At 74.3% G+C, this 23653-nt stretch carries 20 protein-coding genes; 9 read left to right on the top strand and 11 right to left on the bottom strand.

Annotated elements, in window-relative coordinates; genetic code table 11:
• Positions 1-14: 14 nt before the first annotated feature.
• Positions 15-1376 (bottom strand): 4-aminobutyrate--2-oxoglutarate transaminase, encoded by a 1362-nt coding sequence (gene gabT, locus BJY14_RS31620; protein WP_179846954.1) that lies wholly within the window; start codon positions 1374-1376, stop codon positions 15-17.
• Positions 1377-1467: 91 nt separating this feature from the next.
• Here gabT and BJY14_RS31615 point away from each other — a divergent pair, with 91 nt between their 5' ends.
• Together BJY14_RS31615 and BJY14_RS31610 are read left to right on the top strand one after the other, a co-directional pair.
• A complete protein-coding gene (locus BJY14_RS31615) occupies positions 1468-2946 on the top strand; it encodes a PucR family transcriptional regulator (protein ID WP_179846953.1) in 1479 nt (492 codons plus the stop codon).
• A gap of 5 nt (positions 2947-2951) precedes the next feature.
• Positions 2952-4379 (top strand): aldehyde dehydrogenase family protein, encoded by a 1428-nt coding sequence (locus BJY14_RS31610; protein ID WP_179846952.1) that lies wholly within the window; start codon positions 2952-2954, stop codon positions 4377-4379.
• Here the strand turns inward: BJY14_RS31610 and BJY14_RS31605 are convergent.
• A complete protein-coding gene (locus BJY14_RS31605; RefSeq protein ID WP_179846951.1) occupies positions 4376-5425 on the bottom strand; it encodes an alpha/beta hydrolase in 1050 nt (349 codons plus the stop codon). The two genes, BJY14_RS31610 and BJY14_RS31605, sit on opposite strands and share 4 nt — an antisense overlap.
• Positions 5426-5862: 437 nt before the next feature.
• Between BJY14_RS31605 and BJY14_RS31600 the strand changes: the two genes are divergently transcribed.
• Positions 5863-6336 (top strand): plasmid mobilization protein, encoded by a 474-nt coding sequence (locus tag BJY14_RS31600; protein WP_179846950.1) that lies wholly within the window; start codon positions 5863-5865, stop codon positions 6334-6336.
• A 119-nt stretch (positions 6337-6455) separates the two neighbouring features.
• Here BJY14_RS31600 and BJY14_RS31595 read toward each other — a convergent pair whose 3' ends face one another.
• Positions 6456-7709, bottom strand: a complete 1254-nt coding sequence (locus BJY14_RS31595) for a cytochrome P450 (RefSeq protein ID WP_312879491.1) — start codon at positions 7707-7709, stop codon at positions 6456-6458.
• A 10-nt stretch (positions 7710-7719) separates the two neighbouring features.
• Positions 7720-9060, bottom strand: coding sequence for a glutamine synthetase family protein (locus tag BJY14_RS31590; RefSeq protein WP_312879490.1), 1341 nt, complete (start codon positions 9058-9060; stop codon positions 7720-7722).
• A 155-nt stretch (positions 9061-9215) separates the two neighbouring features.
• On the opposite strand from BJY14_RS31590, the gene BJY14_RS31585 reads away from it, so the two are divergent.
• Positions 9216-10004 (top strand): acetoacetate decarboxylase family protein, encoded by a 789-nt coding sequence (locus BJY14_RS31585; protein ID WP_179846949.1) that lies wholly within the window; start codon positions 9216-9218, stop codon positions 10002-10004.
• Positions 10005-10008: 4 nt separating this feature from the next.
• Here the strand turns inward: BJY14_RS31585 and BJY14_RS31580 are convergent, their stop codons facing one another.
• Complete coding sequence (locus BJY14_RS31580; RefSeq protein WP_179846948.1) at positions 10009-10629, bottom strand: hypothetical protein; 621 nt, start codon at positions 10627-10629, stop codon at positions 10009-10011.
• A 196-nt stretch (positions 10630-10825) separates the two neighbouring features.
• Here BJY14_RS31580 and BJY14_RS46790 point away from each other — a divergent pair, with 196 nt between their 5' ends.
• Complete coding sequence (locus BJY14_RS46790) at positions 10826-11398, top strand: MarR family winged helix-turn-helix transcriptional regulator (protein WP_179846947.1); 573 nt, start codon at positions 10826-10828, stop codon at positions 11396-11398.
• A gap of 151 nt (positions 11399-11549) precedes the next feature.
• Here the strand turns inward: BJY14_RS46790 and BJY14_RS31570 are convergent, their stop codons facing one another.
• The 3 genes from BJY14_RS31570 to BJY14_RS31560 are packed head-to-tail and all read right to left on the bottom strand — an operon-like array spanning position 11550 to position 14733.
• Positions 11550-12395 carry a fumarylacetoacetate hydrolase family protein gene (locus BJY14_RS31570; protein ID WP_179846946.1) on the bottom strand — a complete coding sequence of 282 codons (846 nt, stop codon included), beginning with the start codon at positions 12393-12395 and terminating at the stop codon, positions 11550-11552.
• Positions 12395-13297, bottom strand: coding sequence for a DODA-type extradiol aromatic ring-opening family dioxygenase (locus BJY14_RS31565; protein WP_179846945.1), 903 nt, complete (start codon positions 13295-13297; stop codon positions 12395-12397). The genes BJY14_RS31570 and BJY14_RS31565 overlap by 1 nt, the downstream gene beginning before the upstream one ends.
• Positions 13285-14733 carry an aldehyde dehydrogenase gene (locus BJY14_RS31560; protein ID WP_179846944.1) on the bottom strand — a complete coding sequence of 483 codons (1449 nt, stop codon included), beginning with the start codon at positions 14731-14733 and terminating at the stop codon, positions 13285-13287. The genes BJY14_RS31565 and BJY14_RS31560 overlap by 13 nt, the downstream gene beginning before the upstream one ends.
• 109 nt (positions 14734-14842) lie before the next feature.
• On the opposite strand from BJY14_RS31560, the gene BJY14_RS31555 reads away from it, so the two are divergent.
• On the top strand, positions 14843-16312 hold the full coding sequence (locus BJY14_RS31555; protein ID WP_312879489.1) for an aldehyde dehydrogenase family protein: 1470 nt from the start codon (positions 14843-14845) through the stop codon (positions 16310-16312).
• The gene (locus tag BJY14_RS31550; protein WP_312879488.1) at positions 16309-16995 is read left to right on the top strand and encodes a gamma-glutamyl-gamma-aminobutyrate hydrolase family protein; all 687 of its coding nucleotides are present in this window, start codon (positions 16309-16311) and stop codon (positions 16993-16995) included. The genes BJY14_RS31555 and BJY14_RS31550 overlap by 4 nt, the downstream gene beginning before the upstream one ends.
• A gap of 12 nt (positions 16996-17007) precedes the next feature.
• Here BJY14_RS31550 and BJY14_RS31545 read toward each other — a convergent pair whose 3' ends face one another.
• Both BJY14_RS31545 and BJY14_RS31540 read right to left on the bottom strand, forming a co-directional pair.
• Positions 17008-17622: a class I SAM-dependent methyltransferase gene (locus BJY14_RS31545; RefSeq protein ID WP_179846942.1), complete on the bottom strand. Its 615-nt coding sequence runs from the start codon at positions 17620-17622 to the stop codon at positions 17008-17010.
• A complete protein-coding gene (locus BJY14_RS31540; protein WP_179846941.1) occupies positions 17619-19091 on the bottom strand; it encodes a carboxyl transferase domain-containing protein in 1473 nt (490 codons plus the stop codon). The genes BJY14_RS31545 and BJY14_RS31540 overlap by 4 nt, the downstream gene beginning before the upstream one ends.
• A gap of 100 nt (positions 19092-19191) precedes the next feature.
• On the opposite strand from BJY14_RS31540, the gene BJY14_RS31535 reads away from it, so the two are divergent.
• Positions 19192-20613 carry an amidase gene (locus tag BJY14_RS31535; protein WP_179846940.1) on the top strand — a complete coding sequence of 474 codons (1422 nt, stop codon included), beginning with the start codon at positions 19192-19194 and terminating at the stop codon, positions 20611-20613.
• Here BJY14_RS31535 and BJY14_RS45805 read toward each other — a convergent pair.
• Positions 20610-21971, bottom strand: coding sequence for a sensor histidine kinase (locus BJY14_RS45805; protein WP_179846939.1), 1362 nt, complete (start codon positions 21969-21971; stop codon positions 20610-20612). The two genes, BJY14_RS31535 and BJY14_RS45805, sit on opposite strands and share 4 nt — an antisense overlap.
• Before the next feature lie 334 nt (positions 21972-22305).
• On the opposite strand from BJY14_RS45805, the gene BJY14_RS31525 reads away from it, so the two are divergent.
• Positions 22306-23646 carry a serine/threonine-protein kinase gene (locus BJY14_RS31525; protein WP_179846938.1) on the top strand — a complete coding sequence of 447 codons (1341 nt, stop codon included), beginning with the start codon at positions 22306-22308 and terminating at the stop codon, positions 23644-23646.
• Positions 23647-23653: the final 7 nt, after the last annotated feature.

Below are 23653 nucleotides of genomic sequence, written 5' to 3'. Positions count from 1 at the left end.
GACGCCGGCGCGGGTCAGCTCTCGAAGGCCGCGTCCAGGACGTCCAGCCCCTCGGTCAGCAGCTCCTCGGAGATGACGAGCGGCGGCAGGAAGCGCATCACGTTCCCGTACGTCCCGGTGGTCAGCACGAGCAGGCCGTTCTCGTGGCAGCGGCGGGCGATCCGCGCGGTCAGCTCGGGGTCGGGCTCCTTCGTCCCCTCCCGCACCAGCTCGATGGCGATCATCGCGCCGCGCCCGCGCACGTCCCCGATCGCCGGATGCCGCGTCGCGAGGGCGCGCAGCCGGGGCAGCATGATCTCGCCGATCCGGCGGGCGCGCTCGGTGAGCTTGCCCTCCTCGATCTCCTCCAGGACGGCGAGCGCCGCCTCGCAGGCGAGCGGGTTGCCGCCGTAGGTGCCGCCGAGCCCGCCGCCGTGCACCTTGTCCATGATGTCGGCGCGCCCGGTGACGGCCGCGAGGGGCAGCCCGCCCGCGATGCCCTTCGCCGTCGCGACCAGGTCGGGCACGATCGCCTCGTGCTCGCAGGCGAACAGGTCGCCGGTCCGCGCGAAGCCCGTCTGCACCTCGTCGGCGATGAACAGGATGCCGTTGGCCCGGCTGAACTCGGCGAGCGCCGGCAGGAACCCGGGCGCGGGCTCGATGAACCCGCCCTCGCCCTGGATCGGCTCGATCAGCAGCGCCGCGACGTTCGTCGGGCCGATCTGCTTGGTGATCTGCTCGATCGCCAGCGCCGCCGCCTCCGGCCCGCAGTCGTCGGGGCCGGTGGGCCAGCGGTAGGGGTAGGCCAGCGGCATCCGGTAGACCTCGGGCGCGTACGGGCCGAACCCCTGCTTGTAGGGCATGTTCTTCGCGGTCAGCGTCATCGTCAGCAGCGTCCGGCCGTGGTAGCCGTGGTCGAACGCCACGACCGCCTGCCGCCCCGTCGCGTACCGGGCGATCTTGACGGCGTTCTCCACCGCCTCGGCGCCGCTGTTGACCAGCAGGGAGCGCTTCTCGTGGTCGCCGGGCGTGATCCGGTTGAGGTTCTCGCACACCGCCACGTAGGACTCGTACGGCGCGACCATGAAGCAGGTGTGGGTGAACCGCTCGGCCTGCGCCTTCACCCGCGCCGCGACCCGCGGGTTGGCGTTGCCGACGTTCGTGACCGCGATGCCGGAGCCGAAGTCGATCAGCGAGTTGCCGTCGGCGTCGACGACCACGCCGCCGTCCGCGTCCGTCACGTACACCGGCAGGACGCTGCCGACGCCGGGCGGCACCGCCGCGAGGCGCCGCTCGTGCAGCGCGCGGGAGCGCGGGCCGGGGATCTCGGTCACGACGCGGCGTTCCTGCGGCAGGCGGGAGGCGCTCGCGGCGAGGGTGGTGTCCTGGCTGGTCATGGCCTGAACATAAGCCGGGCGCCGCCTACGATGAACCGTACGGGACGGCGAAATCCGTCCGGCGAGGTAGACACTTTGCACAGGGATTGACATGCCGCCCACGTTGGCCGCCGTGGCCGCCCTCCCCCAGCTCGGACTGCGATCGCTCACCGGACCGCTCCCCGCGACCCCGGTCGTGTGGGTCGCCGTCAGCGAGCTGGAGGACCCGACCCCGTTCCTGGAGGGCGGCGAGCTGGTGCTGACCACCGGCATGCGGCTCACCGCCGCGAACGCCGAAGGCTACGTGTCCCGGCTGGTCGCGCAGGGGGTCGCCGGTCTCGGGTTCGCGGTCGGCGTCATCCACGAGACCGTCCCCGCCGAGCTGCTCGCCGCGGCCCGCGACCAGGGGCTGGTGCTGCTGGAGGTGCCGCGCCCGACCCCGTTCATCGCGATCGGCAAGGCGGTCTCCCGGGTCCTCGCCGCCGAGTGGTACGAGGACGTGACCCGCGCGTTCCAGGCCCAGCGCGAGCTGACCCGCGCCGCGCTCACCGGCCCCGGCGCGCTGGTCGCCCGCCTGGCCCGGCTGCTCGGCGGATGGGCGCTGCTGCTGGACGCGTCCGGCGACGTCCGGCACGCCGAACCCGCCCGCGCCCGCGACCGCGCCGGGGACCTCGCGCCCGAACTGGCCCGGCTGCGGCGCCGCCCCGACGGGGGCGGCCCCGCCGCGAGCGTCGCGCTGGCGATCCCCGACGACCACATCGTCGTGCAGCGCGTCGGGCTGGGCGGGCGCCCGCGCGGGTTCCTCGCCGTGGGCGCGGACGCGCCGCTCCCGCCCACCGCGCACACGATCGTGGGCGCCGCCGTGGCCCTGCTGACGCTCCAGTCGGAGACGCCCCGCACCGGGCGCGACCTCCGGGCGTCGCTGGCGGCGCTGCTGCTCGGCCGGCCCGGCGAGGGCCCGTCGCTCCCGCGCGGGCCCGTCCGGGTGCTGGCCTGCGCGGGCGGCGCCGCCGTCCTGGACGCGCTGGAGTCCGACCCCGCCGGGGAGCGGTGCCCGGCGGTGCCGCTCGGCGGGCACATCGCCGTGATCGTGCCGGACGGGACGCTCGGGACGGTCGAGCGGCTCCTCGCGGGCAGCGGCCCGGTCGGCGTCAGCGACCCGGCCTCCGGCGACCTGCGGCCCGCCCTGCGGCAGGCCGAGGAGGCCCTCGCCGCGGCCGGGCGGTCGGGACGGGACGTCCTGCACTACTCCCGGCTCCCCGGGCAGGGCGTGCTCGGGCTCCTGGACCCCGGCCTCGCGCACGCCTTCGCCGGCGCGCTCCTCGCCCCTCTCCGCGCGGAGGGCCTCGTCGAGACCGTCCGGGCCTACGTGGCGGCCAACGGGCAGGGGGAGGCGGCGGCGCGGGCCCTCGGCGTCCACCGGCACACGCTGCGGTCACGGATGCGCAAGGCCGCCGAGCTCCTCGGGCGCGACCCGGACGATCCGGCCGTCCGCGCCGAACTGTGGATCGCGCTCGCCATCGCGTCCAACAGTGAGGAGCGGATTGGACAGCATGGCGACTCCCAATCGGGCCCGCCGCGGATACCGTGAAACGCATGAACGTGACCCCATTCTGGCTGGCCGGCCGGCCCGAGACCGGTGACGGTGAGCTGACCGTTACGCATCCCTACGACGGCCGCGTGGTCGGGACGGCGGCGGTGCCGACGCCCGCGCAGGTGGAGGAGGCGGTCGCCGCGGCCGACGCCGTCCGCCGGGAGGCCGCGGCGCTGCCGCTGCACGTGCGGGCCGAGGCCCTCGCGCACGTGTCCGCGCGGCTCGCCGAGCGCGCCGAGGAGGTCGCCCGGCTGATCACCGGCGAGAACGGCAAACCGCTGCTGTGGGCGCGCGGCGAGGTGGCCCGCGCGGTCTCCACGTTCCGGTTCGCCGCCGAGGAGGCCCGCCGCATCGCCGCCACCACGCAGCGGCTCGACACCGACCCGGCCGCCGAGGGCCGGATGGCCTACGTCACCCGGGTGCCCAAGGGCCCGGTGCTCGGCATCTCGCCGTTCAACTTCCCGCTGAACCTCGCCGCCCACAAGATCGCCCCGGCGATCGCGGCGGGCGCGCCGATCGTCCTCAAGCCCGCCCCCGCCACGCCCCTGTCGGCGCTGCTGCTCGGCGAGCTGCTGGCCGAGACCGACCTGCCCGCCGGGATGTTCTCGGTCCTGCCGGTGCCGAACGACCGGGCCTCCGCCCTGGTCGACGACCCGCGGCTGCCGATCGTGTCGTTCACCGGCTCCGTGCCGGTCGGCTGGGCGATCAACGACCGGGCGCCGCGCAAGCACGTCACCCTCGAACTCGGCGGCAACGGCGCGGCCGTCGTCCTGCCCGACGCCGACCTCGACTGGGCCGCCAAGCGGATCGGCCTGTTCGCCAACTACCAGGCGGGGCAGAGCTGCATCGCCGTCCAGCGCGTCTACGTCGACCGGTCCGTCCTCGACGAGTTCCTGCCGAAGCTGGTCGACACGGTCTCCTCCCTCGTCACCGGCGACCCGTGGGACGACAAGACGCAGGTCGGCCCGCTCGTCGACCAGGCGGCCGCCGAGCGCGTCGAGGCCTGGGTGGACGAGGCCGTCGCCGCGGGCGCGCGCGTCCTCACCGGCGGCACCCGCGAGGGCGCCGCGTACGCGCCGACCGTCCTCGCCGACGTCCCCGCCGACTCGAAGATCGCCCGCGAGGAGGTCTTCGGCCCGGTCATGTTCGTCCAGGCCGTGGACGGCGCCGACGAGGCGTTCGCCCTCGTCAACGACTCCAAGTTCGGCCTCCAGGCGGGCGTGTTCACCCGGAGCCTGGACGTGGCGTTCCGCGCCCACCGCGAGCTGGACGTGGGCGGCGTCGTGATCGGCGACGTCCCGTCCTACCGCGCCGACCAGATGCCCTACGGCGGCGTGAAGGACTCCGGCGTCGGCCGCGAGGGGCTGCGGTCGGCGATCGCCGACTACACCGAGGAGAAGGTCATGGTCCTCACGGGCCTGCCCCTCTAGCCCCGGCCGCGGGGCCCCGCGTACAGCCCGGTGCGCAGGGCCCCGGCCGCCTCGGACGCCGCCTCCCGGAAGCGCCCGCCCAGGGACCACATGTTCGCGAACCCGTGGATGAGGTCCTCCTGCCGCCGCAGCGCGACGGGCACGCCGGCCTTGCGCAGCCGCTCGGCGAACTCCTCCCCCTCGTCCCGCAGCGGGTCGAACCCGGCCGTGACGAGGTAGGTGGGCGGGAAGCCGGAGAGGTCCTCGGCGACCAGCGGCGAGGCGGCGGGCTCGGCGCGCCGCGCCTCCGGGCAGTAGTGGTCGCTGAACCACGTCATGTCGTCGTCGGTCAGGTAGAAGCCCTCGGCGAACAGGTCCCGCGACCGCCGCAGGACGGACATGTCGACCGCCGGGTAGTACAGCAGCGCGAAGTCCGGCCTCCGCCGCGCCGTCAACCCCACGACCGCCGCGAGGTTGCCGCCGGCGCTGTCGCCTCCCACCGCGACGGCTCCGGGGTCGGCGCCGAGGTCGGCGGCGTGGGCCGCCGCGTACTCGTAGGCGGCCAGCGCGTCGTCGGCCGCCGCCGGGTACGGGTGCTCGGGCGCGAGCCGGTAGTCCACCGACAGCACCCGCACCTCCGCGTGCACGGCGAGGTACCGGCACACCGTGTCGTGGGTGTCGAGGCTCCCGATGACCCAGCCGCCGCCGTGGTAGAAGACGAGCAGCGGCGTCCCCTCCGCTAGGCCCTTGGGCGTGTAGAGCCGCGCCGGCACGCCGCCCGCGTCCACCTTCCGCGTCCGGACCGGCCGCGCCGGCACCTTCGGCAGGTACGCCTGCCCCCGGGCGATCCCCCGCCGCGCGTCCTCGACCGTGCCCCCGGCCAGCCTCCGCTCGCCCTCCAGCCGCATCATCGCCAGCAGGAGCTGCGCGTCCAGCGCCAGCTCGTGCCCGTCCCGCCGCACCGGCGCCCCGGCGACGAGCCGCTTCACCGGCCCCGGCAGCGCGAACACGGCGCGGAGCACGGCCCCGGTCACCCCCGGCGGAACCTTCTCGGTCAACGACGCCACACCAGCCTCCAGCCCTCGGCTCCCGCACACCGTACTCCCCGGTAGCCGAGCGAGACAGCCCCGGCGCGAGAGCGTGTGACCACCTGGTCGAACGGGTAGCCTGTGTCATACATCGCGCTTACGGTGTATGACGTGATGGAGATATGAAGTTCGAGCTTCCGCTCGACTGGGACGAAGCCAACACCTGGTACAGGCGGTCACGGGGTCACTCGTGCCGAGGTCGAGCAGGCCGCACACAACGACCATGAAATCTTTCGAGTGCCCGACGGTGAACAACACGAAGAGCGGTACGTGTTACGCGGGACGACCGACGGCGGACGGCGGATAGTCGTCGTGTTCACGTACCCGATCTTCGTGCATCGCGAGTGGGGCGTGCTGGAGCTGGACATGGCGCGGCCGGTCACGGCCTACGACGATCCGAGGAAAAGGTGAAGGTCATGGGCGAGGAGAAAGAGATCAGGCCGTTCCGGGGAATGACACCGGCCGAGGAGGCCGAGTATCACCTGGCCAACGTCGAACGCTACGCCGAGTACATGGAGACCGCCACACCGATCCAACTCGACCGCGTCGTCTCCACCCGCTTCGCCGCCGAGGAGCTCGAACAGGTGAAATCCGCGGCTTCCGCGGCGGGAATCACGATGTCGGAGTTCATTCGAAGGGCCACAGTCGCTTACCTGGCCCCCGCACAGGACGCCGCCGAGAAGGAACCCGCGGTTCCGGCCAGCGCGGTCATCGATCTGCTTGGCGACTACGGCATCACCGTCAACGAACTCCAGGTGACGTCGAAGCGTCGACGGAAGGGGAAGGTAACCGAGATACGGAAGTGGGCCAAGAAGAACCACGTCGTTCTCAGGGAACCTGAAGGAGGGCCAGAGGATTCCTCTGGCCCCGGCAAGGCCGCAGAGGGCTGAACGCGCGGGACCCGGCCATCTCCGGAAGCCCGGAATCGAACGCTGTGCCGGGGACCTGAACGCTGTGCCGGTTCGGGGCGAGCGTGTCGGTCTCACTGAGGGGCCGTGAGGGCCTTTGCTCAGGCGAGGGTGATGGTCACGGGCATCTGCTTGATGCCGTTGACGAAGTTGGAGCGGATCCGGCGGATCTCGCCGGCCGGGCGGATGTCGGCGAGGCGGGGCAGGAGTTCCTCGAACATGATCCGCATTTCCAGGCGGGCCAGGGCGGCGCCCAGGCAGAAGTGCGGGCCGCCCTTGCCGAAGGTGATGTGGTCGTTCGGGGTGCGGGTGATGTCGAAGCGCTGCGGGTCGGTGAAGACCGCCTCGTCGCGGTTGGCGGACGCGAACCACAGCACGACCTTGTCGCCCTCGCGGATCGCCTTCCCGCCGAGTTCGGTGTCGCGGGTCGCGGTGCGGCGGAAGTGGTAGACGGGCGAGGCCCAGCGCAGGAACTCCTCCACCGCGGCCGGCATGAGCCCGGGGCCGGCGCGCAGCCGCTCGGCCTGGTCCGGGTGGTCGATCAGGGCGCGCATGCTGTGCGTGATGGCGTGCCGGGTCGTCTCGTTGCCCGCGACGACCAGCAGCAGGAAGTAGTTGTCGAAGTCGCGCGCGGTGAGCGGCTCGCCGTCCGCCGGGACCTGGTTGACCAGGCGGCTGACGAGGTCGGTGCCCTCGCCGCCCCGGCGGCGCGCCGCGAGGTCGCGGCCGTACTCGAAGACCTCCAGGGCCGCGGGGCTGCGGAACGGCAGGTCGCGGTACAACTCGCTCTCGGGGCCGTGCAGCAGGACGTCGGCGTGGTCGGGGTCGGTGTTGGCGATGATCCGGTTGCCCCAGTCGATGAGCCTGCGGGTGTCGCCGTCCGGGACGTCCAGCATGCGGGCCAGCACGTTGATCGGGAAGTCGGCGGCGATCTCCGCGACGAAGTCGAAGGCGCTCCCGGCGAGGGCGGCGTCGAGGGTCGCGGCGGTGAGGCCGCGCAGGAAGGTCGCGTAGCCGGCGACGGCGCGCGGGGTGAACTCGCGCTGCAGGAGGCGGCGCAGGGCCAGGTGCCGGGGGCCGTCGGTCTCCAGCATCGACCGGCGGAGCGCGGCCTGCCGGTCGTCGACCTCCTCCAGGTTGACGAACCGCTCGGAGGTGAACGTGGCGGAGTCCCGGTCGGCGGCGACGACGTCGGCGTGCCGGGTCAGGGACCAGAAGCCGCGGCCGCCGTCGGTCTCGGGGTTCCAGTGGACGGGCTCGGCCCGGCGCAGCGCCTCGAACATCCGCCAGGGCGTCTCGCCGTCCATGAAGTTGTCGAGGTCGGCGAGGTCCACGGCGAGGGTGTCGTGCGGCACGGGAGCTCCTTCAGAGGTGGTAGGCGTACTCGCGGAACTCCCAGTCGGTGACGTGCCGCCGGAAGCGCGCGGCCTCGTCCCGCTTGTAGGTCAGGAACGCGGTCGTGAACTCCTGGCCGAGCACCTCGGTGAGCGCCTCGTCGGCGGCGAGCGCGTCGAGCGCCGCGGGCAGGTCGGCGGGCAGGACGGGCGCCTTCGCGGCGTCGTAGCCGTATCCCTCCAGCGGCGGCGGCGCGGACGCCTTGTCGCGGATCCCCAGGTAGACGGCGGCGACGAGGCCGGCGACGCCCAGGTAGGGGTTGGCGGAGGCGTCCCCGAGGCGCACCTCCAGCCGGGACGCGGCGCCGCGCTCGGGCGGGATCCGGACCATGGCGCTGCGGTTGTCCAGGCCCCAGTCGATGAGCCAGGGGGCGAGGCTGTCCGGGCCGAACCGCTTGTAGGAGTTGATCGTGGGGTTCAGCAGCGCGGTCAGGGCGGGGGCGTGCGCCAGCACCCCGGCGATCGCGTGGTGGGCGGTCTCGGACAGCCCGTCCGGCTCCCCGCCCTCGAAGACGTTGCGCCCGTCGGCCTCCAGGCACGACAGGTGGACGTGGAAGCCGGAGCCGCCCTCGTCGTTGAACGGTTTGGCCATGAAGGTGGCGAGCCGTCCGTCCAGCCGGGCGATCTCCTGGACGGCCGCCTTGAACCGGAACGCGCGGTCGGCGGCGTCGAGCGCGCCGGAGTGCGCGAGGTTGATCTCGAACTGCCCGCCGCCGAACTCGTGGTTGCCCATCGTGACGCCGAGGCCGAGGTCGCGCAGGTGCCGGAGCGTGCGCAGCAGGTGCCCGTCCGGGTCGCCCTTGCGGCCGGCGGTGTAGACGTTGCCGGGCGCGTCCCCGTACCGGCGCCAGCCGGTGGGCGAGGACGGGTCGGGCTCGCAGAGGTAGTACTCCAGCTCGGGCCCGGCGACGGCCTCCAGCCCGAGTTCCCGCAGCCTGCCGATCGCCCGGCGCAGCACCTCCCGGGGCCCCTCGGGGCACGGCTCGCGGCTTCCGGGCTCGCACGCCTCGCCGAGGCAGGACGCGACGCCGTCCTCCCAGGGGACGGTCGCCAGCGTCGACAGGTCGGGCCGCACGCAGATGTCGGGGAGCCCGGCGTCCAGCCCGCCCGGGACCTCGACGGTGCCGCCGCGCGGGGTCGTGTGGTAGATCGCCCGGCAGAACGACAGGCCGTGCTCGACGGCCTGGGGCAGCCGCTCGACGAGCACGTCCCGCGCGCGCTCGACACCGATCAGGTCGGTGTAGGACACCCGGACCACGTCGATCCCGTCGGCGGTCAGCCGCTGCACCACGTCCTCGACCGGTCGGCTCACGCGCGCTCCCCTCGAATCATTTGGGACCAAACCATATGGCGGCGAGTGCACCCTGGCAAGGGTTGCGACGAGAAACCACCTGATCACCGGGCGCGGGTGGCGGAACGGGGCATGGCGGGCTTATCGTATGGGCCCAAACGAGTTGGAGGTACGTGGTGGCGACCGTGCGAGGCTTCCTGCACCCCAAGACCGCGACGGGGCGCTCGTCGCTGATTCCGAGCCCGCCGTGGCACTACTCGGGCGACCTGCTCACGGTCGAGTACCGCACCGATCCGGCCCGCGTGGCCGAACTGCTGCCGGCGCCGCTGTCCCCCGCCCCGGACGACCCGGGCGCGGTCGCGCTCATCTGGGCCGACTGGCAGTCCTGCTCGGAGTCCGGCGAGGAACTGCTCGACCCCGTGCGGGCGCAGTACAAGGAGTGCTTCGCCGTCGTCCGCTGCTCGTTCGAGGGGCGCACCTACTCGCGCTGCGTCCACATCTGGGTCGACAAGGACTTCGCCATCGCGCGCGGCCTGCACCAGGGCTACCCGAAGAAGCTCGGCTCGATCCACCAGACCCGCCCGCACCCCTACGGCCGGGCCGCGCCCCGCATCGCCGCGGGCGGCCGCTTCGGCGCCACCCTGGCCGCCGCCGACCGCCGCCTCGCCGAAGCGGTCGTCACGCTGCACGAACCGTCCGAGACGAACGGCTTCGTCAACGGGCACCCGATGGCCCACCACCGCTTCCTGCCGTCCATCGAGCCGGGCGGCGCCCCGGCCCTCGACGAGCTGATCGAGTCGGGCGCCTCCTCCTTCGAGGCCGGCCCGGCCTGGAAGGGCGAGGCCGACCTGCGCCTGTTCGACTCCCCCACGGAGGAGCTGTCGCGCCTGGCGGTCGAGGAGCCCATCGCCGCCTACTACCGCCAGGTGGGCGTCGTGTGGAACGGGGGCCGCCGCCTCGCCTGACCGGTCAGGACGCGCGCGTCCGGCGGCGCCAGTAGGCGAGCGTGACGGCGGCGAGCAGCGGCCCCCACGCCACCAGCGGCGCGTAGGCGACGGCGCCGAGCACGCCCTGCCAGTCGTGGAAGTGGATCGGGAAGCCCTCGGGCAGCGGGCGCCCCTGGACGGTCTCCTGGAACACCAAGCAGTTCACGACGGAGAGGGTCCACATCGGGGTCAGGATCGCGGCGCCCACGACGCCCGGGACCACGGCGACCGAGATCGGAACGCGCCGTCCCCGCAGGCCCGGCAGCCAGCGCGGGAACACCTCGCCCCACCCGGCGATCATGCCGAGGGCGGTGAACGCCACCGCCTCCGACAGGATCGACAGCAGCACCACGTACGCCTCCAGCGGCACCCAGCCGGGAAGGTCGCCTCCCGCCGCGTCCGTTTCCAGGGCGTTGCCGCTGAGGATCGGCAGGTGGAGGGCGAAGGCGGCGATCCGCCACAGCCCGGACGGCAGGACGGTCAACGGGACGGCCATGGCCGCGATCCGCGCCCACCGGGGGACGCCCGCGACCGGGGCGTGCGCGGAGTCCCAGCCCGCGCGCAGCCGCGCGAACGGAACCGAAGGCGTGCTCGCAAGGGTCATGGCCCCACCCTCGCGCCCGCGCCGCCCGCGTTGATCACCCGCGAGCGCCACCGCCCTCCCCCGCACGGGGGAATCCCGGGGCCGGACCACGGGGATCGTACGGAGCCGAACGACCGTCGACGAGAGTAGATTCATCTTCGGCCCGCCAGAGGCGCGCAAGCGATCCGTCGGCGCCGGGCCCTACGGGAGGACGCACGTGACCGGGCATCACACCCTGCAAGAGACCGAGCAGGCCATCCAGCGGCGGCTCGGGGACGTGCCGCTGCGGCACGACGCGATGATGGCGGTGTCCAACGTCTACCGCGCCGCCGCCGCGATCCGGCAGCACTTCGAGAGCTCGGTCCTGCGCGGCGCCGACCTGACCTGGACGTCGTTCGTCGTCCTGTGGGTGGTGTGGATCTGGGACGAGATGGAGACGCGGCACGTCGCCGAGGAGGCCGGCATCTCCAAGGGCACGCTCACCGGGGTGGTGAAGACGCTGGAGGGGCGCGGCCTGATCGAGCGCGGCTCGCACGCGACGGACGGGCGGCTGGTCCTGCTGCGGCTGACCGACAAGGGTCGGGAGCTGATGCGGCAGCTGTTCCCGGCGTTCAACGCCGAGGAGGCGTTCGTGGTGGAGGGGCTGAGCGGCGAGGACAACCGGGCGCTCGCCCGGACGCTGCGGTCGGTGGTCGAGCACCTGGAGGCCGAGGGCGAGGAGCGGCGCGCCGCGCTGCGGGAGCAGTCGCCGCCGCCGCCCCGGCGCTCGGGCCGCCGCTCGCGCGGCTGACCCTTGCCCCGTCGATCGTTTCACGACGTTCTGCATCAAGCCGTCGCAGTTCACCGACGACCCGGACGGCGTCGGCGCCTTCTGCCGCAAGGTCGTCGAACACGCCGCCACCCTGACCTCCTGAGTCCGATAGGGGCGCGCCCCCCGGGACTCAGCGGCGCGGTGGGCGGATGCCTCGGAACTGCCAGTCGCCGCCGAACGCGGTGGAGATGACCTCCTCGGACTCGGTGGGCTGCGCGCCGCAGTCGTCCCGCACGGGGACGGGGCCGGCGACGATGTGGTTGCGGAGCCGTCCGAGCCCCTCGGCCTCGACCTCGACGACGTCGCCGGGCTGGACGGGACGCGAGTTCGCCGGCGTGCCGGACAGCAGCACGTCCCCCGGAAAGAGCGTGATGGTGCGGGCGATGTCAGCGACGAGGTAGTGCATGTCCCATTCCATCTCGCCGGTGCTGCCGTCCTGCACCAGTTCACCGTTGACGTACGTGCGCAGGTACTTCCCGTGGAAGTCCCAGTCGGTGACCAGGCCCGGCCCCAGGGGGCACAGGGTGTCGGAGCCCTTCACGCGCAGCATCGAGCCCGCGTCGGTGTCGCGGAAGTCGTGCAGGCCGTAGTCGTTGGCGACCGTGTATCCGGCGATGTACCCGCCTGCCTCCTTCGCGGAGATGTTGCGGGCCGTCCGGCCGATGACGATCGCGATCTCGCCCTCGTAGTTGAGGTACCTGCACCGCTCCGGGCGGACGACGGCGCCGCCGTGGGCGTTCAGCGCCGAGACCGGCTTGTGGAAGTAGGTCGGCGCGGGCGGCAGCCTCGTCTGGAACTCCTCCACGCGGCTGCGGTGGTTGAGGTGCACCGCGACCACCTTCGACGGCTCGCACGGCGGCAGGTGGACGGCGTCCGCCGCGCGCACCCGGCGGCCGTCCGCGGCGCGCAGGTCGTCGCCGTCCCGGACGACCTGGGTCGCGGCGCCGTCCAGCAGGATTCTCCGGTACTCGGTCATCAGGCGGTCCATCCGTTCGCGGGGCGGTCGAACCAGAGGTGCACCTGGCCCGTTCCGACGGAGTTCTCGTACTCGCTGTAGAGGCGCCCGGGGGCGGTGCAGGCGTGCTCGCCCAGGGCGCCGATCATCATGAGGTAGTGGCCGAAGCGCGCCTCGGGCCTGAAGGCCAGGAACTCCGGCATGGCGTCCAGGACGCGTGCGTGGTCGCCGTCCCTGAGCCAGGCGATGCGCTGCTCGTCGGCGGCCCGCGCCTGCGGCGTGAAGATGTGCTCGGGGCCGGACGCCTCGTGGTCGCGGATCACCCGCAGCGGCCAGAAGGTGTGCGACAGCGCGCCGGAGGCGATCAGCAGGACGCGGCGGTCGGTCGCGGCGACGGCGTCGCCGAGGGCGCGGCCGAGGCGCAGGAAGTCCTCGGTGTCGGCGGTCTGGCACACGCCGATCGACATCCACCGCCGGCCCGGTTCGCCCAGGTACGGGTCGTCGCGGACGCCGAGGTGCGTCCACAGGTTGACGGTGGCGTAGTAGATCGGCAGGTAGGGGTCGTCGATCGGGGTGATGTAAGTCCCGTGCCTGTCGGCGTAGCGCGCGACCGCCCGGGCCAGTTCGGGGTCGCCGGGGAAGTCGTAGGGCATCCGGCACATGCCGCGCGGCAGCTCCTCGGACGTGTAGAGCCCGGCGCGGCGGTCCTGCGCGGTGGTGACGAACTCAACGGTGGTGGCCCAGTGCGAGTCGAGCACCACGACGGTGTCGTAGTCGTCCCGCTCGAAGACGTCCGCGCGGAGCCTGCGCAGGCCGGAGACGAGGGTGGTGTCCTCGCCGCCGTTCAGCTCGCGGCGCGTGACCTCGGGCAGGACGATCGTGGGGACGTGCGCGAGGAGGCCCGCGCCCACTACCTCGCCCATGGCGCCGTCACCGTGTTCTTCAGGTCGCAGTAGAAGTCGAAGCTCCAGTCGCCGCCCCCGCGCCCGACCCCGGACTGCCGGGACCCGCCGAACGGCGCCCGCAGGTCGCGGACGAAGAAGCAGTTGACCCACACCGTCCCGGCCACGAGCCGCTCGGTGACGCGCCGCGCGCGCTCCGGGTCGCCCGTGGCGAGCGTGGCGGCGAGCCCGAACCGGGTGCCGTTCGCCATGGCGACGGCCTGCTCTTCGGTGTCGAACGTCTGGAGGGTGAGGACGGGTCCGAAGACCTCCTCGGTGAGGATCTCCGCGCCGTCGGGGGCTCCGGTGAACAGCGTGGGCCGGTAGTAGAGGCCGCCCAGTTCGCCGTTCGGGCCGCCGCCGATGAGGGCGCGCGCCCCGGCCTCCTCGGCGCGCCGGACGAAGCCGTCCACCCGTTCGAGGTGGCGGCGGTGGATCAGCGGGCCGACGTCGGTGGACTCGTCACGGGGGTCGCCCTGCCGGAGCCTGGACGCCTTCTCCACGAACCGCGCGGTGAACTCGTCCGCGACGGACGACTCGACGAGCAGCCGGGTCCCGGCGAGGCACACCTGGCCGGCGTTGTCGTACTGCTCGACCGCGAGGTCCACGGCCAGGTCGAGGTCGGCGTCGGCGAAGACGAGCAGCGGGGACTTGCCGCCCAGTTCCAGCGACAGCGGCGTCAGGTTCGGCGCGGCCGCGGCGGCGATGAGGCGGGCCGTGGGCACCGAGCCGGTGAAGCTGATCCGCCGCACGTCGGGGTGCGCGGTGAGCGGCCCGCCGACCTCCGCGCCGTAGCCCTGGACGACGTTGAACACCCCGTCCGGCAGGCCGGCCTCCGCGGCGATCCCGGCCAGCAGGGACGCGGTGAGGGGCGTCCACTCGGCGGGCTTCAGCACGACGGTGTTCCCGGCCGCGAGAGCGGGCGCGATCTTCCAGGTGGCGAGCATCAGCGGCGCGTTCCACGGGGTGATGAGCGCGCAGACGCCCGCCGGGTCCCAGCCGACGTGGTTGGCGTGCCCGCGGGTGTCGAAGTCGTCGTGGCCGAGGCCGAGCAGCCGGTCGGCGAAGAACCGGAAGTTGTGCGCGACGCGGGGCATGACCCCGCGCCGGTGGGAACGGATCAGGGCGCCGTTGTCGGCGGTCTCGACCTGGGAGAGCTCCTCGGTCCGCTTCTCCACGCCGTCGGCGATGGCGTGCAGCAGCCGCGCCCGCTCGTCCCTGCCCGTCCGGGCCCAGGCGGGGAAGGCCCGCCGCGCGGCGGCGACCGCCGCGTCCACCTCGGCCGGACCGCCCCGCGCGATCTCGGCGATCGGCCGCTCGTCGATCGGGGAGACGTCGGTGAACACCGCGCCGGAGGCGGCGCGCTCACCGCCGATCCAGTGCCCGGGCTCGACGGCGACGCCCGCGACTGTTGCCATCGCTGCGCACCTCCAGTTTGTTTGGTCCCAAATAATCTAGGAAGCGGGGATGGCGGCGGTCAAGCCGTCCCGGCTATTGTTCGGGATCAAACGACTTGAGGGAGGGTCCGTGCCCGACGTCCCCTACGAGGAATGGCGCGCCCGTGCCGCCGGGCTCGTCCCGCACACCGGCCACCACGTCGACGGGGAGTTCACCGGCTCCGGCTCGGTCCCCGTGGTGGCGCCCCGCGACGGCGCGACGATCGCGCACGTCGCGTCCGGCGGCGCCGCCGAGGTGGACGCCGCGGTCGCCGCCGCGCGCCGCGCCTTCGACACCGGCCCCTGGCCGCGCCTCGCGCCCGCCGAGCGCAAGGCGGCCCTGCTGCGCTGGGCCGATCTGGTCGAACGCGACCGCGCGACGCTCGCCCTGCTCGTCACCCTGGAGATGGGCAAGCCGATCTCCGAGGCGTACGGGATCGAGCTGCGCGCCGTCGCCGGCTGCCTGCGCTGGTACGCCGAGATCGCCGACAAGCAACGGGACGAGGCGCCCCGCACCGCCTCCTCCTCCCTCGCCCTGGTGACCCGCGAACCCGCCGGCGTCGTCGCGGCCGTCGTCCCGTGGAACTTCCCGCTGACGATGGCCGCCTGGAAGATCGCCCCGGCCCTGGCCGCGGGCTGCACGGTCGTGCTGAAGCCCGCCGAGGAGTCGCCGCTGTCGGCGCTGCACCTGGCCGCGCTCGCCGCCGAGGCGGGGCTGCCGCCCGGGGCGTTCAACGTCGTCAACGGCCCCGGCGAGACCGCGGGCCGCGCCCTCGGCGAGCACCCGTCCGTCGACGTCCTGGCGTTCACCGGCTCCACCGAGGTCGGGCGGCACTTCCTGCGCTACGCCGCCGGGTCCAACCTCAAGCGCGTCTGGCTCGAACTCGGCGGCAAGTCGCCCAACATCATCCTCCCGGACGCCCCGGACCTGGACGCCGCCGCCGACACCGCCGCCCGGGGGATCTTCTTCAACGCCGGCGAGATGTGCACCGCCCCGTCCCGGCTCCTCGTCCACCGCTCGGTCGCCTCCCGCGTCCTGGACCGGGTCGTCGCCCGCGCCGGGTCGCTGCGGGTGGGCGACCCGCTCGACCCGGCCACCGAGATGGGCCCGCTGGTCTCCGCCGCGCACCACGCCCGCGTCGTGTCGCACGTGGAGGCGGCCCGCGCGGACGGCGCCCGCGTGCGCGCCGGCGGGCGCGCCGAGGGCCGGTTCCTGGCCCCCACGGTGTTCGACCAGGTCGACCCGGGGATGCGGATCGCGCGCGAGGAGGTCTTCGGGCCCGTCCTGGCCGTCCTGGAGTTCGACGACGTCGATGAGGCGGTCCGCCTGGCCAACGCCACCGACTACGGCCTGGCCGCCGCCGTCTGGACCTCCGACCTCTCCACCGCCCACCGCGTCTCCCGCGCCCTGCGCGCCGGGACGGTCTGGGTCAACTGCTACGAGGAGGGCGACATGAGCGTCCCGTTCGGCGGCGTCAAGCTGTCGGGCCACGGCCGCGACAAGTCCCCGCACGCGCTGGACAAGTACACCGACCTCAAGACCACCTGGATCGAGCTGTGAGGCCCCTCATCGCGCTCCCCGCCCGGTTCTCCGCGAGCGCCTCGGCCCTGCGGCACCGGGCCGAGGTCGCGTCCCGGGCCCTGGTCGAGGCGGTGTACCGGGCGGGCGGCGAGCCGTTCCTCATGCACCCGGCCGCGCCGTTCGACCCGTCCCGCCTGGGGCGCTGCGACGGCGTCCTGCTGCCCGGGGGCGGCGACCTGCACCCCCGGCACTACGGGGCGGCGTCCGCCCACGAGGCCCTCTACGACGTGGACGACGAGCAGGACGCCTTCGACCTCGCCCTGGCCGCCCACGCCCTGGAGGCGGGACTGCCGACCCTCGCCGTCTGCCGCGGGCTCCAGGTGGTGAACGCGGTGCTGGGCGGCACCCTCCACCAGCACATGGAGCCCGACCACCGGCACCGCGTCCACCCCGTGGCGGTCGGGCCCGGCACCCTGCTCGCCAAGACCCTGGACGCCGAGGAGACCGCCGCGTCCTGCTACCACCACCAGTCGATCGCGGCCCTCGCCCCCGCCCTGACCTCCACCGCCCGCGCCGCCGACGGCACGATCGAGGCCGCCGAACTCGCGAACCCGCGGGCGTGGTTCCTGGGCGTCCAGTGGCACCCAGAGGACACCGCCGCCACCGACCGCGCCCAGCGATCCCTCTTCACGGCCCTGGTGCAGGCGTCCGCCCAGCGGTGACCGCCGGTCGCCTCAGGGTTTGCGAGCCAGCAGGCAGCCGGCGGGGACGGGGCGCTCGTTGTCCGCGGGACGGCGCAGGAGCCGCGCCACCTCCACCAGCCCGGCCTGGACGGCCAGCTCGGCCATGTCGTCGACGGGCCTGCGGTAAGCGAGGGCGACCTTGTGGTCGAACGACTCCGCCTCGTCCTCGTCGGTCGACTGGAACCCGAGCAGGACCAGGCCGCCGGGGGCCAGCACCCGGTGGAACTCGGCGAAGGCGCGCGGGAGCTCCGCCGGCCCCAGGTGGATGGTCGAATACCACGACAGGACGCCAGCCAGGCCGCCGTCCGGGAGGTCGAGCGCCGTGATGTCGCCCTCGTCGAAGCGCAGGTGCGGATGGTCGGCGCGGGCCCGGGCGATCATGGCGGGCGACAGGTCGAGCCCGAACGCGTCCAGGCCGAGGCCGTGCAGCAGCGCCGTCCCGCGGCCGGGGCCGCAGCCGAGGTCGGCGACCGGCCCGGCCGGGACCATCGAAGCGAACGCGGTGATCATCGCCCGGTCCAGATGGAGCTCGTCGAGCGCGTCGCGGAAGAGGTCGGCGTACAGGTCGGCGACGGCGTCGTAGGCGCCGGACACGGTCTCGGTCATGATCCCCGACGGTAGCGCGCCTGGCGGGCGGCCGGGCCGGTGGGCGCGAGACCCGACAGCCCCCGCTCCACCGCCGCGGCGGCGCGCCGGCAGAACGCCTCCGGCTCGTCGGCGGCGTCCGGGCGCTCGTCGACGAGCGCGTCCGCCAGCCCGCCGCGCAGCAGGTCCGCCGACCGGACGCCCTGCTCCTCGGCCATCTCCCCGGCCCGCGCCGCGGTCCGGTGGACGATCAGCGAGGCGCCCTCGGGCGGCAGCGGCGAGAGCCAGGCGTGCCGGGCCACCAGGACGCGGTCGGCGGGCAGCAGCGCCAGCGCGGCCCCGCCCGTGCCCTCGCCCAGCAGCAGGCAGAGCGTCGGCGCGGGCAGGGTGATCAGGTCGGCGAGGCAGCGGGCGATCTCGCCCGCGAGCCCGCCCTCCTCCGCGTCGGCCGACAGGACGGCGCCGGGCGTGTCGACCACGGTGACGAGCGGCAGGCCCAGCTCGGCGGCGAGCCGCATCCCGCGCCGCGCGACCCGCAGCCCGGCCGGGCCGAGCGGGTGGCCGCCGCGCTGCCCGCGCCGGTCCTGGCCCACCAGGACGCACGGCGCCGCCCCGAAACGGGCCAGGGCGAGAAGCAAGCCGGGCTCCGCCTCCCCCTGGCCGGTGCCCGACAGCGGCGTCACGTCCGCGGCGCCGTGCCGCAGCAGTTCACGCACGCCCGGACGGTCGGGGCGGCGCGACCGCTCGATCGAGTCCCACGCCGTCCCCTCCGGCGGAACGCTCCCGGGCAGGGGCGAGGGAGCCGACGGCGGCCGCCCGCACAGCACGTCCAGTGCGGCGGACGCGACACCGGCGAGGTCGTCGATGGCCACCACGGCGTCCAGCAGGCCCTTGGCCGCCAGATTCTCGGCGACCTGCACCCCCGGCGGGAACGCCTCCCCGTACAGGCCCTCGTAGACGCGCGGCCCGAGGAACCCGATCAGCGCGCCGGGCTCGGCGGCCGTCACGTGCCCGAGCGACCCCCACGACGCGAACACCCCGCCGGTCGTCGGATGCCGCAGGTAGACCAGGTAGGGCAGTCCGGCGGCCCGGTGCGCCATGACGGCGGCGGTGATGCGGGCCATCTGCACGAACGCGGCGGTCCCCTCCTGCATGCGGGTGCCGCCGGAGGAGGGCGCGGCGAGCAGCGGCAGGCCCTCGGCGGTGGCGCGCTCGACGGCCGCGACGATCCGGTCGGCCGTGGCGAGCCCGATCGAGCCCGCGAGGAACCGGAACTCCGACACGACGAACGCGACGCGGCGCCCGCGCAGCCGGCCCTCCCCCGTCAGGACGGCCTCGTCGCAGCCACTGCGCTCGCGGGCGGCGGCGAGATCCCGGGCGTACGCGGAGGAAGGGGGCGGCGCCTCGGCGGGCGGAGCGTCCCAGGACGTCCAGGCGCCCTCGTCCAGCACCCGGCACAGCAGATCGCGCGCCCCGACACGTTCCGTCACGAAGCCCCTCCCGCCGGTCTCCCCTGCATGATGACCTCACCCTGGGATCGGCGGGCGGGCGGGGTGGACACTGGTGGGGACCCGCGCACGAGGAGGGCCTGTGTCCGAGGAGATCGTTTTCGCGTCCGCCCGCGACCTGGCGCGCCGGATCCGCGCCCGCGAACTGTCGGCGCGCGAGGTCCTGCAAGCGCATTTCGACCAGATCGAGCGGACGAACCCGCAGGTCAACGCCATCGTCACGCTGGTCGCCGAGCGGGCGGAACGGCAGGCGCGCGAGGCCGACGAGCGGCTGGCCGCCGGCGAGCCGCCGGGCCCGCTGCACGGCCTGCCCGTCGCGCACAAGGACACCCACGCCACCGCCGGAATCCGCACCACCTCCGGGTCGCCGATCTTCGCCGACCACGTCCCCGAACGCGACGAGCTCGTCATCGAGCGGATCCGCGCCGCGGGCGCCGTCACGCTCGGCAAGACGAACACGCCGGAGTTCGCCGCCGGCTCCCACACCTTCAACCCGGTGTTCGGCCTGACCCGCAACCCCTACGACCTCTCCCGGTCGGCGGGCGGCAGCAGCGGCGGCGCCGCGGCCGCCCTGGCGTGCGGGATGCAGCCGCTCGCGGACGGCGGCGACATGGGCGGCTCGCTGCGCAACCCCGCCTCGTTCTGCAACGTCGTCGGGCTGCGCCCCTCGCCGGGCCGGGTGCCGTCCTGGCCGGTCCTCGCGGGCTGGTCGACGCTGGGCGTGCAGGGCCCGATGGCGAGGGAGGTCGCGGACGTCGCGCTGCTGCTGTCGGTGCTCGCCGGCCCCGACCCGCGCAGCCCGATCGCGCTGGAGACGCCCGGCTCGGCGTTCGCCGTGCCGCTGGACCGCGACCTCGCCGGGCTGCGCCTCGCCTGGTCCCCCGACCTCGGCGGGACGATCCCCGTCGACCCGGCCGTCACCGGCGTCCTCGAACCCGCCGCCAAGGTGTTCGAGGAGATGGGCTGCGCGGTCGAGGAGGCCTCGCCCGACCTCACCGGCGCCGACGAGGTGTTCCGGACCCTGCGGGCCTGGCACTGGGACATCACCCTGCGCCCCCTGCTGGACGAGCGGCGCGCCGACTTCAAGCCCTCCCTCGCCGAGAACATCGACGCCGGCCGCTCCCTCACCGGCGCCGACCTCGGCCGCGCCGAGACCCTCCACACGGCGCTGTTCCACCGCGTCCGTGAGTTCTTCGAACGCTACGACGCGCTGCTGCTGCCGGTCAGCCAGGTCCCGCCCTTCGACGCCGGCGCCGAGTACCCCGGCGAGGTCGCCGGGCGGCCGATGCGCGACTACCTGGAGTGGATGCGGTCGTGCTTCCTCATCTCGGCGACCGGGTGCCCCGCGCTGTCGGTGCCCGCCGGGTTCACCTCGGACGGGCTGCCCGTGGGCCTGCAGATCGTCGGCCCCCACCACGCGGACCTCGCCGTCCTGCGGATCGGCCACGCGTTCGAGCGGGCGACGCCCCACGGCACCCGGCGCCCGCCCCTCGCACTCCCCTAAGCCCCCTCGCGGGGGATGCGCAGGACGAAACGGGCGCCCTGGTCGCTGTCGGCGGCCACGAGCGTGCCGCCGTGCGCGCGGGCGATGTCGCGAGAGATCGTCAGCCCGAGGCCGGTACCGCCGCGGTCGCGCTCGCGGCCCTCGGCGAGCCGGTGGAAACGCCAGAAGATCCGCTCGCGGTCCTCCGGCGCGATCCCGGCGCCGTCGTCGCGGACCTCCAGCACCGCCTCCGGCCCGTCCGCCGACACGCTCACCCAGATCCGCGACTCCGCGTGCCGCTCGGCGTTGTCCAGGAGGTTCGTCAGCAGCCGGACCAGGTGGGCCTCGGTCACCCGGGCCGTGACGCCCTCGTCCGCCGCGACCTCGACCGGGACGCGGCGGGGCCGCCGGCTCACCTCCGCCCGGACCAGCTCGCCGAGGTCGACCCGCTCCCGCGCGACGTGCACGCCCGCGCCCAGCTTCGCCAGGAGGAGCATGTCGCTGACGATGGCCTGCAGCCGGTCGGCGTCGGCGAGGGCCGCTCGCGCGACCGCCGGCCAGTCCTCGTCCTCCGGCTGCTCCAGCGCCGCCTCCAGCTGGGTGCGCAGGCCCGTCAGCGGGCTGCGCAGCTCGTGCGAGACGTCCGCGACGAACGCGCGCTGCCGGGCGAGGACGTCCTCCAGCCGGTTCAGCATCACGTTCACCGAGTCGGCCAGCTCGGACACCTCGTCGTTCGGCTCCGGCACGGTCACCCGCCGGTCGGCGCCGCCGGTGATCTCCGCCATCTCGGCGCTCATCACCCGGACCGGCCGCAGCGCCCGCCGGACCGACAGGGACACGATCCACCCCACCACGGATGCCGCGACCAGCACCGTCACGATGAGCAGCGAGATGAACACCGGCCTGTAGCGGGTGAACGTCGTGATGGGCGCGCCGGCGTAGACCATACGGGTGCCGAAGCGGGTGTCCACCCGCTCGGTGACGAAGTAGAAGTCGGCGAGCCCCTGGAAGCGCAGGGTGTGGTACTCGGGCCGCCCCGCCACCGGCGAGACCGGTACCTTCAGCGGGCCGCGGCCGTGCAGGGACTCGCTGGCCGCGAGCACGTTGCCCTGACCGTCCAGGACCTGGAGCAGCGGGTAGCCGGGATCCTCGACGCGGATCGACCCCCGGAGGTCGGTCTCGCGCACGAGCGTGGCCAGGTCGGTGACGACCAGGGTGCCCCGGTCGTGCAGGCCTCGGTAAACGGTTCCGCGGAGGGCCTGGTAGAAGAGCGTGACGCCGACGATGAGCAGAAGCGTGACGATCAGAGTCGCGGCCGCCGTCACGCGGGTCCGCACGGACCAGTACGACGGCGACAGCAGGTCCCCGAGTATCCGCACCCCGGCGCCCCTCCCCCTTCCGCTCGCACGCGGCGGCGGGCGCCGCGCCGCGTCGACGCGCCGGGGGGAGAGCGCAGAACTGGTTCTTACCGGGCCATTGCCCTGCGAAACATCGCCACATACCGGACCGGTGCCCGCGCGGACGGCGCCTCCCACCCCTGGGGAGCCGTCCACGCGGGCACCGCTTCCCTCACTCTGCACGTCCCCGATGCACGGGGTGCTACATCGACGTGACGATCACGTTTCCGCCCTTCTTCGGAAAAACCCGCCATAATTCGCCGCCGAAAGGGGATGGGTGGGCGGGAGAGACGGAAGGGGGGTGCTGAGGCACCGCATGGATACTGACTTCAGGCCACTCGAACCCGCCGATCCCCGCGAGGTCGGCGGCCACCGGCTGCTGGGCAGGCTCGGATCCGGCGGCATGGGCACGGTCTTCCTGGGAGCCGACCCCGTGTCGGGCGGGCGCGTCGCGGTGAAGACGATCCATCCGCACCTTGCCGGCGACCCCTCGTACCGGCGGCGCTTCCGCGACGAGGCGCACCTCGCGAGCCGGGTCGCATCGTTCTGCACCGCGCGGGTCCTCGCGCACGGCGAGCAGGACGGCCTCCCCTACCTCGTCACCGACTACGTCGGGGGCGTGTCCCTGCACGACCGGCTCACCGCCGGCGGCCCGCTGCCGCCCGCCGACCTGCACGGCGTCGCCGTGGGCGTCGCCTCGGCGCTCGCCGCGATCCACGCGGCGGGCCTCGTGCACCGCGACCTCAAGCCCGCCAACGTGATGCTCACCCTGTCCGGGTGCCGCGTCATCGACTTCGGCATCGCGGGCAGCCAGGACGAGCCGGACGAGGCCGCGACGACCGGCCAGGTGTTCGGCACCCCCGGGTGGATCGCCCCGGAGGTGCTCGTCGGGGGCCCGTCGTCCCAGGCGGCCGACATCTTCTCCTGGGGCTGCCTCATCGCCCACGCCGGGACGGGGCAGATGCCGATCGGCGGCGACCCCGCGACGCTGCGCACCGCGGCCGGGGACGCCGACCTGTCCGGCCTGCCGGACTCGCTGGTCCCGCTCGTCCGGTGGGCGCTGGCGCAGGACCCGGCGGACCGGCCCACCGCGACCGACCTGCTGCTCGCCCTCGTCGAGCAGCCGCAGCCGCACGCCGCGGGCCGCCTCGCACCCCGCCCCGCTCCGCCGGAGGACACGCCGTCGCGGGCCGCGGCCCGGCGCTCCCTCCCGCCGCGCTCCCGGCGGCGACGCCCCGTCCCGGGGCCCTCGACGCCGTTCCGGACCCGCGAGTCCAGCGCCGAGGACACCGACACCAGGGCGTTCACGCCGCTCGGCGTGGCGGACGCCACGACGTCCACCCGCACTCGGCTGCTGGCGGGCGCGGGCGCCGCGGCGGGCACCCTGCTGTTCGGGGCCATCATCCTCGGGATCACCGGGGCCAAGGCCGCGCCTCCCGCCTCGCCCGGCGCGCCGGCGCCGTCCGCGCCGGCGGTCTCCGCCGCCCCCGCCAAGAAGGCCAACGCCGTCAGGGCCGGAACCTCCCGGCGGCCCCTGGTGAAGACCCACAAGCAGAAGCCGAAGCAGAAGCCCCAGGAGAAGAAGAAGCCGAAGTCGAAGCCGAAGCACGCGGCGAAGCACGGCAAGGCCAAGGGAAAGGCCAAGTCCAGGCACTGAGCCCGGC

It is taken from the genome of Actinomadura luteofluorescens (genome assembly GCF_013409365.1).
GTDB classification, from domain to species: domain Bacteria; phylum Actinomycetota; class Actinomycetes; order Streptosporangiales; family Streptosporangiaceae; genus Spirillospora; species Spirillospora luteofluorescens.
The sequence above is the reverse complement of the archived record's forward strand: the minus strand, read 5'-3'. Positions and strand labels throughout refer to the sequence as shown.